The organism is Lentisalinibacter orientalis (assembly GCF_040706535.1).
In the GTDB taxonomy this organism is placed as follows: domain Bacteria; phylum Pseudomonadota; class Gammaproteobacteria; order Steroidobacterales; family Woeseiaceae; genus Lentisalinibacter; species Lentisalinibacter orientalis.
Genome location: NZ_JAPDRJ010000006.1, coordinates 20,353 through 32,370, shown reverse-complemented (window position 1 = coordinate 32,370; position 12,018 = coordinate 20,353). Strand labels below are relative to the sequence as shown.

Genomic DNA, 12,018 nt, shown 5'->3' with positions numbered 1-12,018 from the left:
CAGGCCGCCACCACCACCTTAGGCAGCCAGCCGCACAAAGACAATCCTGCAGCGCAGCATTGCCTGCGGCAGGCAAAAAAGCACGAATTAACGAATCAGGCATCGGATCGATGCGCGGAAAAAGTTGCCGCTTTAACCCAAGCGGCCAGGGAGAGGATGACGGGGCGAGGGGTAGCTCCTTCAGTCCTCTGTCGGTAAGCATATCGTCAGTACCGGTTCTCCTTCATCCCCGGGACCGGCGATCAGTTTGAGTTCGGTCAGCCGGGCCTTGGTCGAACGACCGTCCCGGGGCACCCGATAGAGCTTGAAGCGAAGCTCTCGTTGGACCTCCTGGTTCTTGCGGACAGCATAGGCCGCCATAAACAGCACGTCCCAGAGTCGACCGGATTGGTCCTGATGGGTCTGACGCCGGTTATCGACGGCTTCCCATTCGACACAATCCGCCCAGGCCGCTGCCGTGATGGCGACCGGCCAGCGGAATCCCGCCTCCTTGGCCATCGGACCGGCATCGATCAGGACACCGTCGGCGAGGGCTTCGGCCCGCGTGTAAGCGGAAATGACTTCACCGAAGTACGGATCTTCATTGATTTCGACAGACATGGTGGTTCTCCTTGGTGGAATGACCCGGGAGAAGCACCTTCCGCCCGCCGGGAAGGAGTACTTCCCGACGGGACGGTGGTTTTGGAAAAAGGGGCTCAGAGGAGCCCCCGTGCGGCGAAGGAGACGCTCTCACCGCTCGCGACGACAAAGTGATCGAGCACCCTGACGTCGACCAGGTCGAGCGCGGCCTTCAGTCGTTTTGTGATCGCCTCATCGGCGTGACTCGGCTCCGCAACTCCGGAGGGGTGGTTGTGGAACAGCACGAGCGCAGCTGCGTTCAGCTCTAATGCTCTCTGCACCACGACCCGCGGATAGACGCTGGTGCCGTCGATCGTGCCCTGGAAAAGCTCCTCCAGAGCGAGGATTCGATGACGGTTGTCTAAAAAAACCGCACCGAAGACCTCGTACTTGCGGGTGCCGAGCTTCAGTCGAAGGTAGCCTTCGGCATCACCGGGACCGGTGAAGGTCTCACCGGGCCGATGTCGTTCAGCCAGCCGTGCCAGTGCGAGTTCCATCAGTGTGGTCTCCTCCGCAGCCGAGAGTTCGAGTCTTTTGAAACGAGCGATCCGGTTGGACGGACGCCGGGTTTTTGGGATTCCCATGACGATCTCCTCAGAAAGTCGGGGCGATCGTCCCGTCGGGGCGAGGCCCCGGACGGGTGGGTAAGGCACGAGACGTGCCCAAATTGAAAAGAATGGACGACACCCGGAGGTGTCGTCCGACTTCGATCAGGCGGCCTGGCGTTCGTCATAGACGGCGGCGCCGTCGACTTTCGCCCAGGGTATGCGCACCAGACGGGCCTTCAGGCTCACGCCCGGCTCGCCGGCACGTCCGCCGTTCTTGAAGGTGAAGGTCTCCGCGCGAAGATCACTCAGGGTGAAACCGATCAGGACCTTCCTTTCGCTCTCGATGAACGGTCTCAGTCGCTCGACGACGTCGTGCGCCTTGGCACCGGCCAGCACGCAATCGAAGTAGGTATAACCCACCTGATCGGCACTGCCCCGAAGCGCGGCCAGACTGACGGCGACAAAGGGCTCGCCTTCGCTCGGCTGCACTTCCCGCAGCCGGCTGAGATAGCCCAGACCGTTGGTCATCAGGTCGAAAAATTTCGGCTCCGATGACGGATTTTCATGCTCGGACATAGCTTGGTCTCCTGTATGAGAGAAAAAACCCGCCCGGAATGCGCCCGTCGGGCAACACTCGCCGACGGGCTGATTGGAACGGCCGAAAACGGCCTCGCGATCGGGCATTCGCCCTGTGTGCACTTTCAGATCGCCTGCACATCCTCACCGAACCGCAGTGAGTACGGATGAATCGTTTTGAGAGGACGTCGTCACGGACGAACCCTCGTCATCGTCAGGGGCTGCGCCCGGCAGACCTGCAGCCCGCTGGCCTGCCGCCGGCAGATCATCGGTCGACTGACCGCCGGCCCAGTCCTCGGGCAGCGGCCCCATGAGGGAGCGTGCTTTCTCGGCCAGCGAGTTACCGGCGCGGATATCGGCATACCGGACACCTGTGCGCCGGTAGCCCGCCGGGCTCATCAGCCCCCGGCGTACGACCCGACCGGCCACGTGTAGCAGATCGGTCGCCACGGCCGCCGGCACCATGGTGTGGAAGCGCAGCGTCATGGCATCGAGGACGAAGAAGTCGTAACCGGCAATGAGACGTGCCGCCCGGTAGGCCTGGGAATGAGAAAATTTGAGCTCAAACACCGCCGGACGCACCGAGGCACAGGCATCGAGCCTGTATCTCTCATCCGTATCGGCCTCCTCATTGAGAAGGTCCTGGAGGTCGTAGAGCTCCAGATCCGCCTGATCGAGCGCATCATCGATGCGTCGCAACCACCAGCGTGCGTAGGGGTCGTGCTCCTCGGCACCGTCGCGGATGGTATTCAGGAGCGAGGCAAAGGCGAACAGCCCGAATATCGCCGGGCGGGCGGGCTGGCCGTCCCGCGCAGGCTCCGGCCGTCGGCCGCGCACCAGCGCTGCGGCCTGGTAGCTGTGCAGCACCAGGCGGGCGCCGCCACGTAGGGGGCCGGGATCACGCCGGGGGAGTTCACCAAATTCGCTGTAGGTATCCATGGCCCGAGGTTGGCGAACCCGGGCCGGATTGGCGATGGAAAATCCCGACAGGGGCTGCAGGGATTTTTGATGACAGTGTCATCAAAATTATTTCAGGTCGGTGCTGGCAATAATTTCCCGCAATTGTCGGATGTTCTCGCGGGCTTTTTCGGGGTCGACGGGGGGTGCCGGCGGCGGCTCGGAGGGTGCCGGCTGGCGGGCCAGCTTCGCCCGCGCCTCGGCCACCGGGAGGCCCAGATTGGGGTTGAACTCTCCCGAGCGGGCCCGCTCACAGAGCCGCGCCAGATAGCCCATTGTGTCCCATAATGGTCTCGCGCCGCGCTTTTCTGCCTGGATTCTGCCCTCGAGCTCATCGAGGATGGCTTGGCGATCTGGGGCCGGCACGCTCGCCAGATACTTCCGGGCGAGCATGCGGTGGGCCTGGTTGAGGCGAGCCGGGAAGACGAGATCGGTCTCAGAAAGTACGGACGAATCCGTAGTAGTAGTAGTTTTTTTATTATTACTACTACTACGTACCGTGTTCGAATTTCGAACGCGGTGAGCGCTCGGATAGCGGTTCCTGGCGCGCTGTTCATTCAACCGGACAATGGCGGCACCGGTCAGGGCGAAGTAGCGTTCACCGCTCGCCTCCGTCCGGCTTCTCGCCGATTGCAGCCTTCGCTCCGTCGCCGAAGGTGGGTGGCGAGCGTGCCGTGACTCTTTGACATCCTGGTCGATCGAGACCCGAACCGCACCGGCCACGCCCCGCACGCGGGCATGGCCGTGACGGCCAGCCTCCTCCAGGAAGGTGAAATAGTCCGGATCCAGCTCCAGGCACTCGGCGAGGGCTGCCGGCTCATCGTGCATGGCATAGACGTTGCCGCGGAAGCGCCCGTTCTGATCACGTACCTGGCGACACAGCGTCAGCCAGCGGGTAGCACGGAGGATTGCTAACGCCCGGGCCACGGTGGAACTCGAGCCGATGTTGGCGAGTCTCGCGATCTCCTTGTACGAGGGAATCGTCCCGAAGACCCCATCGGTCTCTACCCGGGTGCTGATGACCATCCAGATGAGCTTGTCGACGGGCTCGAGCACGGGGTCGGCAATGAGGGCGACGGGGATGGCGCCATGGCGATTGCCGGTGTAGACCACACCCTGGCTGGGCTGGGTAGCCCTGAGAACCCTTTGGGCGGCCTCCTCCAGCCGGCCGGCCAGCACCGAGGGCGCGCGGACGGATGTATCGCCGCCCTCCATGGCTTAGGCCTTGTCGGCGATCCGGGTGCTTGTGACCGCGGCATCAGAGGACGTTTCGCCGGCGCCGAGTGCCAGAGTGGCCTGAGCGCTCCCAGCGGTCTCGCTGGCATCCTGGCGCCACCGCTTGAGCGCTTGCCACACCGTCCTCAGTGGGACATCGCAGGCCTCGGCAATCGCGAGATAATCCTCGGCGGCCAGGCGACGGCGCGGGCCCGTGCCCATCCGTTCCTCGCAGGCACGCCAGACGGCGTTTTCCGTTTTCTCGTCCGGCTCCGGCGGGCGGCCCATACCGGGCGGCAATCCATAGAGCCGTCGCCAGCGGGTGTATTCGCGGCCGCCCATGTCGGTCAGTTCCGCCATCATCGGGAAGGGCGCATCGCGGGCAATGAGCTCGCGCTGCAGCTGCTCCTCATCACGAAGCCGTTCCAGACGCGAAAGCAGGCCCCAGAAGGCATGGCGATCCAAACGGATGTTGAGACAGTGAGCGCCCAGGCGCTGGGCGCGGATGACATCGTCCATCTGCAGCCCCGTTATCGCCTCGATCTCCTTGGTGCCGAAGTTCATCTGGCGCAGTGCATGCCGATCGCCCTCCTGACAGCAGCGCGAGGCGTAGAGGAGTACCGCCAGTACCAAGTCGGCTTCCTTGGCGGCACCGCTCATGGCTCGAGTCTCCACAGGGGGTTATCGGGCGAGAAGCAACTGCGGAGCGTTCGGTAGATCTCCTGCAGATCGATCAGCAGTCCCCATTGCTCGGCATCGAGCACGTTCCAGAACCGATGGGCGACCTGCCCCAGATCCACCGAGCGGATGCCGTCAAACAGCGCGCCGGGCTCGTCACTGGCGAGTGCGGCACGCAATCGGGAATCAGCCGGCAGGACTGTCTGAATGACCTCGATCGGCATGACCGTCACCTCGGCGAGCGCCACCAGGTGCCACCACAGAAACGACATTGCCGTCTGTTCCTCGAGACTGCAGTGGTCCATCAACTCCGGATCCGGGAACTCGGTGACCAGGTAACCCACACCCCGCTCCGGTGTCGCGGTGATCACCGCCTCCAGGCCGAAGGCCTCGGCCAGCGCATGGGCGGTCTGGTAGGCGTTGGCGCGGAGGCTCTCGAGCCCCGGCGTGGCAAAGTCACCGTGGGTGTGGAACGGCGCGTAATCCGGTCCCTCTGACTCGTCATCCGTCGATTTTTTGTCCTTGTCCTCGTCGGCCTTCTTGTCCTTGCCTTCGCCCTCTTCGTCTTTGGCGTTTGCGACGCTGTCCGGGTAATCCTCCGGTTTCGGTTTTGGCGGTGCGCGATCACCCTCCAGCATGCTGGCGACGATGAGCTTGACGGTCTCGAGCAACACGTCGGCACACTGGGCGATTTCATACTCGAGGGATTTTCGAAACTCGGCCAGATCGAAATCGGGCTCGTAACGCTCGCAAAGCGTCAGGAAGATCGGATCGTAGGCCCCCTCCTTGTTGAGTTCCCACGCCTCCCACAGGCTCGCGGCCACCGCATCGAGGCGCTTCAGACCGACAATGCTGGGCCGCCCCATCCCGACCCGCAGCGCCGCGCCCATGGCGGGATAGAGTCGATCCACCGCATAGCGCATCACCGAGAGCTGGCTTTGATCGATGGCAAAGCCCTCCCGGGCGAGACGATCCGCAATAGCCCGTTGCGGGAGTGGCTTGGTCCTCCGCTTCGCCGCCTCCTCGTTCAGCCGCTTCTCGATGGCGCAGATGGCGAGCGCCTTCTCGATGAAGGTGAGATTGCCGCGGAGATCGTTCTCCTTGAGATGGGCAATGACGACGTGGTCGTAGGAGATCCAGGACCGGAGCACGCAGTCGACTTCGCCCAAGCGCTCATCGCCCGTCTCCTGGTAGAGTTCCTGCAGGATGCGCAGTCGCGTATTGCCGCCGGCCTCGACCGTGTAGTGCTCGGCACCGGGAGCTCGGGTAATGACCAGCGGTTGCTGCAGGCCGCTCTCGCGGATCGAGGCCTTGATGCGCTCGTATTCCGGGTTGGCCACGAGGCGCGGGTTACCCTCGAAGCACTCGATGGCATCGACCGGCAGCCGGATCTGTGTATCGTCCGGCTCAAGCGCTGCGGATACCGCTGCCATCGACCTGTCTCCTACTCTCCGCACCCTACAGAGGCACGAGCTGTCGAACGCCTCGTACCAGGAATCGCCGAGCGGCGTGCCGCTCTGGTCACCTCCTGTGACGCGCTGCCGACTCGGTCTCCTGGAAAAACCTAGCAACGCGCACAAGCCCGGGCAATTGGCTATTCGGCGGCAACGGGCGGCGTGGTCAGCAAAGGAAATGTTGGGACCGGAATCGGTCAGAACCCGGTCAATACGGGACCAGGAGATTTTTCACGCTGGTCGCTGAAAGTTGTTGGTGAGCTCGCCGATTTGCGCAAACCCGACGGTCCTTGGCTCAACGACCGACGCGCTGCAAGGAGAAAACCGCCCTTCTGTCAGGGTCATTTCTTCCTGACCTCAGTATCGCCCGGCGCTAGGCTGAACGTCCCGACGAAGACGTCGACGGCAACAAGTTCTCGGTATCGGTACAACGAACGTCATTGCGTTTTACATAACAAGCGATATTTGCGCGTGTTGTGCGCCAAAAGGGCCCACAGACAGGCATTTATGCCCATTTCATGGATTTTCCTGCTGGGCAAAAGAAACACTATTTGTTATTTTTTTCGCATATATGGTTTCTCTGGCCTACATTGGGAAGAACAATAAGATGATGTCCCCAACCTATTTCGGCCTGTTGGCCGAGTTTGGAACGGCGGAGATTCCGCTCGAAAAGGTGTGCGAGAAATACTTTGGCCTGTCCGTTACGAAAGCCAAGCGACGCGCCGCCATGCAGCAGCTGCCGATTCCGGCCTATCGCATCGGCTCGCAGAAATCGCCCTGGCTCATCAGTGCCGCGGATCTCGCCCGCCACATCGATCATCAGCGCGAGAGCGCAGCCAGTCAGTGGCAGGCAATGCAGTAGCTTCATTAGCGCTTGGTCCTGTCATCAGAAAAGCCGTAAGCCTCACCTTATCTTGGTGAACGTGAAACCTCGGGCACGTCAGAGAGCGTCATTAATCCGCGGCTGGGCAGTAGACTAGCGCAAGAAAGGAACGACAGCTTCCGGTCAAACGAACCGTTCCGGGGGATCGGACTAATCCGGCGCACGATCGGCAATGGCAGCCTGTCGGGTCCGATGTATCATCAGCGAAATAAGGCTCGCGGCGTAAGCACTGTCCCTGGCCTGGAGTGCTTCAATAAGCTGGAGTCGTGTGGTGTGAGATGCTTCCGACGCAGTCGTCTCAACGTATGCCATACTGGCTAGTACTGATGGATTCTCCAAAAGTAGCTCGACAATCCGCGAAACGCTGTGACTTCGCGTAATAACAGCGAGTTTCCCATGAAACTCGGAGCATAGCTGTGAGAGAGCCACCAGAGAGGCAGATGTTTTGCGATAAGTGCGAAGTCGTTGATTGATCGCCGAAAGCTCTTCTAACTCACTCTCGCTAATTCTCGAGGCGACAAGCGTAATCGCGAATGTCTCTACCACTTCGCGTAACGCTATCGTATCGCTAGCGTCGTCAAATATAGGGTGATGGGTGACGAAAAAACCCTGATTAGGTCTTATCTCAACGTAGCTTTCCGCACATAGACGTTGCAGGGCCTCTCGTACGGGAGTTCGACTCACCCCGGCATCAATAGAGATCTCTTTTTCGGTCAGATGTGTTCCTGCAGGGTAGTCTCCAGACAAAATTCTTCCGCGGATAAGTTCATATGACTTTTCGAAGGCTGATTGTCGACCCACTCCCATTTCCACGCCGCCTCGTGTTCTCTACGGAGCTTTTCCTCGGGGAAATCGGTGCGGTCAAACGTTCCAACTCGCCGCTTACGAATTAACGGCTTCTTACACACCCAACGCACTACCTAGAGGTGGCACCTGATTCCCTTTCATCGAGCCCGCGCACACTCGATACCTATAATGGCTGCTTGTAATGGCTCACCACAAAACAGTCTTCAGTACCAAAGCGAAGAAAGTGATCTGTAGATGCCCTTGGCTGATGAAAAATGACAATGCCAGTTTCCATGTACCGCCCGCCGGAGAACCCTTTCCGCTATGTTTCCCGTAGGTCTCGCGATCGCCAGTGGCACACCCATAGGTAAGCGGCTTGCTGGGAACAAGTCCTGCGAATCCACCGAAGGGCGTGCAACGCGTCAGCGACAGCCGAGTCCTAACCCCGGCTGCGAGCACTTCCAATACCCGCAGCGACTATAGACGTCCAGGCGCCGGTCCGCGAGTCTATGTCAGACCTCAAAAAGCATACTTGAAAGACACCCCCCACATTCGTGGCGGAGACTGGAACACCGCCTGGGTCTGCAATGCCGGGGCGGTAAAAACCGGAATCACATCTGCGGGGTATATTTCGTCCGTCAAGTTCTGTACCCAGGCTTCGATTGTCCAGTCATCCAGGCGCAAGGCTACATTGGCATTTACAATATTCAGCGCATCCCGTTTCGTGCCTGGTGTGTTATCCGCATTAAAGTACTGATCGCCCCTGTGTTCGTAGGTGACATTGATTCTCGCCTCAGGCCTTGCGACTCCAAATAGGGAAAGCCCCGCTAATTCTCGGGTATAGGTCACGGACAGATTGCCGGTCAGTTCCGCTGTAAACGGCGCTCGGTTTCCAACAGTGTCAGGTTCTGAGGCATACTCCTTGATTTCGGCGTCCAGCATACCGAGGCCCGCGCGCACATCCAGTTCGGGGATCGGCCGCGCCGTTAGCTCCGCCTCGAACCCACTGATCTCCACTTCGTCAATAACCTGAACCGCATTAACGTTGCCCGCAGGGACGAATACGAACTGCTGAGAGTTCTTCTTGTCATTCTGGAAAACGGCCATATTGAATGTCAGGCGATCCTGAAACCATCTGCTATTAAACCCGAACTCCCAATTCTCGGCCGTAGACTCATCGTACTTACCCGAGACGATGCCGCCACTGGCTATTGGTGCCGTCGGGTTGTTAAATCCGCCGGACTGAAATCCTTTGGCAAATCCACCGTAGAGCAATATGTCATCGGTGGGATTCCAGGTGATATCAAATTTGGGCTGAAACTCCTCCCACGAATCCTCCCGTACGAGACCCGCAGTTGGTGAAAACTCCGGAGGACTTGCATCGATTTGCTTCACCTCGTCACGGTCATATCTACCAGCCACGGTAATTGCGAGGCTGGGCGCTATTTGGTAATTGAAATGCGCAAACGCCGCCCATGCTTCCGTGTAGAGAAGAGACTCATTAAACGTCAAGGTGCGATTGAGAACGTCTGGCCCTATTCGCGGGTTGCGGGCATCCAGAACTCGACCCGTTGCTGTATCGTCAACACCCTCTGCAGTAATACGATCTGGATCATTATCGATGTCTGCGTAATAGACGCCTAGCGTGTAGCTAAGTTTCTGGTCCCCTCGCGACTGAACTCGTAATTCGGTCGAAAGAGATTCATGAGAAAAGAGGTTAAACTGAGTGCCGTCGGGCGTGCTCGCGTACGGGAGATCATCCGTACTCCAGCCATCGTCAAACTGATCGTAATTCGTGGCGCTCTGAAGTTCGAATGGGCCAAAGTCGTAGCTCAGTTTCAAAGCCAGCGTAGTCTCTTCGTGAAAGCTACGCGCCTCAACGTTTCTAACCCAGGGCTGCTCTTCGATCCGGTTGACATCCAAGACGGCCGCCTGCGGAGATGTTTGAAGGCCGGGGATCGCACTTTGGATTTTCCATTGAACCCCGCCCTGCTTGTTGTCTTTATAATTAAAGCGAAAATCGGCATCAAATTCTTCGGTCGGCTCCCAAATTAGGCGTCCTCGGAAGTTCTTTTCATTCCTTGGGAACATCTTCTCCTGTCGTGTCACATTCGTATAGAAGCCTTCACTATCTATTAGGCTCCCGGACAGACGGAAGAAAAGTTCGTCTTCAATGAGCGGTCCGCCGTAACTGATTCTCGCCTCAGCTGTATCGAAGCGACCGTAACCGAATTCGACGTCTCCCTCAAACTGATTGCCGGGCTTTTTCGTTTCTATGATTATTGCGCCAGCGATAGCATTGCGTCCGTACAGAAATCCTTGGGGCCCTTTTAAGACCTCGATTCGCTCGATATCGTAGAGATCACCGGATAGTTGACTACGGCCTGTTAACACGACGCCGTCCACAACGAGGGCGACTGGTGGTGACGTATTTCGAGTTTGCGAGTCGCCTCGAATCGTGATCAGTGTTTCACCAGCATTATTCACATTTCTTATTTGCACGTTTGGGGTTTGCTGCATGAAGTCCGACGCTGTTCGAATGTTCATTTGCTCGATTGACGCTGCATCAAAGACCGTGAGACTGGCAGGAACCTCTTGCGCGCTCATGGCTCGCCGCGTGGCAGTGACGACAACCTCCTCTATAGCCTTTGAAGAGCGGCCGGAATCGGCCTCAGTATCAGGATCATCGACCTGCGCTTTGGCCGGCATTGAAAATACAACGGCGAGCGACAACAGCGTAACTGCGCTCGCGGAGTTCATCGATGAGGACAATAAACTGTGCCGTGCACTACTCTTCTTCATGGTTCTCCCCCGCGTGGCTTTTCGTGTAATCAGAACTGCGTCTCAGCGTCAGGTGATAATCACGGATAGAACGTATCTCAATCTCGAATAGCCTTCCAATGAGTTAAGTACATATGTATTCTCAAGCTGAATACGTTTGCTGCGACTCCGTTTTCTCAACACCAGATAGTGGAAATCTGCTGTGTGAACTTTAGTTGTGTCGGGTAACCATTCCGTCTTTTTTGGTGCGGCCCAGCCCCGGCGCGGACCCGCCGTATATAAACTGAATTCTTCTACCGACGGGTTCCGTCTAGCGAACGCGCCCGGATTTGACGAAAGTGGAAGTAACTTTTAAAACACACATCCAAGAACAGATGTTGATCTGAATCCTGGTCGCTAGAACCGTAAGCTGGTGCCACTCTCGTTTTTGCTAGCTGCTCTACCACGAAGGAGGGCCCAATGTGAGACTGCCGCCAGACCTGCGCACTACATCCCTATCCCCCTAACGTCTAGCTGACTCATACAATCGCCAGGAGCTATTTCCGACTTCCCTACAAAGGACGGATCTCTCGTTGAATATCGACCTGACTCGCCTCCGCTACCTTGTTGCTGCTGTTGAGCACGGCAACATAAAAAAAGCCGCCGAAACGCAACACATTACGCAGTCGGCACTCACGCGTAGCATACAGAAGCTCGAGAGAGATTTAGGGGCGAAGCTCCTGGAGAGGCAGAGCAGAGGCGTCGTCGCCACACCAATAGGCAAGCGGCTATGCGAACACGCGAAGCGTATAGTCAATGTCGCCGATGCGGCCTTCTCCGATATTGAAGAACTCGTTTCGGGCTCAGACAGTCCTCTGAGGCTTGGCATCTGCCCGACGTTATTGAGCAATTCGGTGCTTGCAGGTTTGATGCGTGTCTATGAATCCCACACACCGCGAGAGCTTTATGTCGTCGAAGCATTCCACAACACATTGATTCAGCTCTTGAGGCTGGGCGAGTTGGATCTCGTGCTGACATCGCTCCCCGAAGAAAAAGTGATGCCAGGCGTGATAGTGCAGGAGCTGCGTAACCTTACCATCGAGCGATCGATCTTTGCCTACAGTGGTCATGAGTTATTTTCAAAAGCCAATATATCCCAGTCCGACATACAGAACGCACGCTGGGTCTTTTCCAATCAAGCCTATTACATAAGAGGCATGGAAAGCTATTTCGACTTACGGAAGATCCCCCGGCCAAAAGTATCCCTGAAGACCGACTCTCTTGCTGTGCTTCGCCATGCCATTGTGGCGCAATCTCATGTGGCGCTCTTGTCATCGCACCTTGTGGCACGGCATTTCAGGGAAGGTAGCGTGCGGGCCCTACCAGGAACGTCGCAGACCAATCAGATTTCCCATGCCCTGCTTTGGTCGAGGGATACTGTCCTGTCGCCGGCCGCTCAGAACGTCGTCGAGAAAGTACGGCTAATCTATAATGACGACACGTTTAATCCTGACGACACGGATCTCCTGTACTGATATCGACG

The 12,018-nt window shown here is 58.2% G+C and carries 11 protein-coding genes; 2 read left to right on the top strand and 9 right to left on the bottom strand.

Features of this window, described 5'->3' with window-relative positions; translation table 11 throughout:
- Positions 1 to 180: 180 nt before the first annotated feature.
- The 7 genes from ACJMK0_RS17700 to ACJMK0_RS17670 form a co-directional block, all read right to left on the bottom strand.
- Positions 181 to 600, bottom strand: coding sequence for a DUF6573 family protein (locus ACJMK0_RS17700; protein ID WP_405240360.1), 420 nt, complete (start codon positions 598 to 600; stop codon positions 181 to 183).
- Positions 601 to 695: 95 nt separating this feature from the next.
- A complete protein-coding gene (locus ACJMK0_RS17695) occupies positions 696 to 1,115 on the bottom strand; it encodes a JAB domain-containing protein (protein WP_405240358.1) in 420 nt (139 codons plus the stop codon).
- Positions 1,116 to 1,328: 213 nt separating this feature from the next.
- Positions 1,329 to 1,850 carry a DUF3577 domain-containing protein gene (locus tag ACJMK0_RS17690; RefSeq protein ID WP_405240356.1) on the bottom strand — a complete coding sequence of 174 codons (522 nt, stop codon included), beginning with the start codon at positions 1,848 to 1,850 and terminating at the stop codon, positions 1,329 to 1,331.
- A gap of 36 nt (positions 1,851 to 1,886) precedes the next feature.
- On the bottom strand, positions 1,887 to 2,681 hold the full coding sequence (locus tag ACJMK0_RS17685; RefSeq protein WP_405240354.1) for a PFL_4669 family integrating conjugative element protein: 795 nt from the start codon (positions 2,679 to 2,681) through the stop codon (positions 1,887 to 1,889).
- 87 nt (positions 2,682 to 2,768) lie between these two features.
- Positions 2,769 to 3,914, bottom strand: a complete 1,146-nt coding sequence (locus tag ACJMK0_RS17680; protein WP_405240352.1) for an STY4528 family pathogenicity island replication protein — start codon at positions 3,912 to 3,914, stop codon at positions 2,769 to 2,771.
- A 3-nt stretch (positions 3,915 to 3,917) separates the two neighbouring features.
- Positions 3,918 to 4,574 (bottom strand): DUF2857 domain-containing protein, encoded by a 657-nt coding sequence (locus ACJMK0_RS17675; RefSeq protein WP_405240350.1) that lies wholly within the window; start codon positions 4,572 to 4,574, stop codon positions 3,918 to 3,920.
- On the bottom strand, positions 4,571 to 6,025 hold the full coding sequence (locus ACJMK0_RS17670; RefSeq protein WP_405240348.1) for a ParB family protein: 1,455 nt from the start codon (positions 6,023 to 6,025) through the stop codon (positions 4,571 to 4,573). Before ACJMK0_RS17670 ends, ACJMK0_RS17675 begins: the two co-directional genes overlap by 4 nt.
- Positions 6,026 to 6,653: 628 nt before the next feature.
- On the opposite strand from ACJMK0_RS17670, the gene ACJMK0_RS17665 reads away from it, so the two are divergent.
- Positions 6,654 to 6,908, top strand: coding sequence for a pyocin activator PrtN family protein (locus ACJMK0_RS17665; RefSeq protein WP_405240346.1), 255 nt, complete (start codon positions 6,654 to 6,656; stop codon positions 6,906 to 6,908).
- 171 nt (positions 6,909 to 7,079) lie between these two features.
- On the opposite strand, the gene ACJMK0_RS17660 is transcribed toward ACJMK0_RS17665, so the two are convergent.
- Together ACJMK0_RS17660 and ACJMK0_RS17655 are read right to left on the bottom strand one after the other, a co-directional pair.
- On the bottom strand, positions 7,080 to 7,736 hold the full coding sequence (locus tag ACJMK0_RS17660; protein WP_405240726.1) for a GntR family transcriptional regulator: 657 nt from the start codon (positions 7,734 to 7,736) through the stop codon (positions 7,080 to 7,082).
- A gap of 498 nt (positions 7,737 to 8,234) precedes the next feature.
- The gene (locus ACJMK0_RS17655; protein ID WP_405240344.1) at positions 8,235 to 10,517 is read right to left on the bottom strand and encodes a TonB-dependent receptor; all 2,283 of its coding nucleotides are present in this window, start codon (positions 10,515 to 10,517) and stop codon (positions 8,235 to 8,237) included.
- Between the two features lie 551 nt (positions 10,518 to 11,068).
- Between ACJMK0_RS17655 and ACJMK0_RS17650 the strand changes: the two genes are divergently transcribed.
- Positions 11,069 to 12,010 (top strand): LysR family transcriptional regulator, encoded by a 942-nt coding sequence (locus tag ACJMK0_RS17650; RefSeq protein WP_405240342.1) that lies wholly within the window; start codon positions 11,069 to 11,071, stop codon positions 12,008 to 12,010.
- Positions 12,011 to 12,018 lie beyond the last annotated feature (8 nt).

What these genes read in the sequence shown, in the direction of transcription:
- ACJMK0_RS17690 (WP_405240356.1), bottom strand. Translation starts at nt 1,850, where the DNA reads ATGCCCGATCGCGAGGCCGTTTTCGGCCGTTCCAATCAGCCCGTCGGC.
- ACJMK0_RS17660 (WP_405240726.1), bottom strand. Translation starts at nt 7,736, where the DNA reads ATGGGAGTGGGTCGACAATCAGCCTTCGAAAAGTCATATGAACTTATC.
- ACJMK0_RS17685 (WP_405240354.1), bottom strand. Translation starts at nt 2,681, where the DNA reads ATGGATACCTACAGCGAATTTGGTGAACTCCCCCGGCGTGATCCCGGC.
- ACJMK0_RS17680 (WP_405240352.1), bottom strand. Translation starts at nt 3,914, where the DNA reads ATGGAGGGCGGCGATACATCCGTCCGCGCGCCCTCGGTGCTGGCCGGC.
- ACJMK0_RS17665 (WP_405240346.1), top strand. Translation starts at nt 6,654, where the DNA reads ATGATGTCCCCAACCTATTTCGGCCTGTTGGCCGAGTTTGGAACGGCG.
- ACJMK0_RS17700 (WP_405240360.1), bottom strand. Translation starts at nt 600, where the DNA reads ATGTCTGTCGAAATCAATGAAGATCCGTACTTCGGTGAAGTCATTTCC.
- ACJMK0_RS17695 (WP_405240358.1), bottom strand. Translation starts at nt 1,115, where the DNA reads ATGGAACTCGCACTGGCACGGCTGGCTGAACGACATCGGCCCGGTGAG.
- ACJMK0_RS17655 (WP_405240344.1), bottom strand. Translation starts at nt 10,517, where the DNA reads ATGAAGAAGAGTAGTGCACGGCACAGTTTATTGTCCTCATCGATGAAC.
- ACJMK0_RS17670 (WP_405240348.1), bottom strand. Translation starts at nt 6,025, where the DNA reads ATGGCAGCGGTATCCGCAGCGCTTGAGCCGGACGATACACAGATCCGG.
- ACJMK0_RS17675 (WP_405240350.1), bottom strand. Translation starts at nt 4,574, where the DNA reads ATGAGCGGTGCCGCCAAGGAAGCCGACTTGGTACTGGCGGTACTCCTC.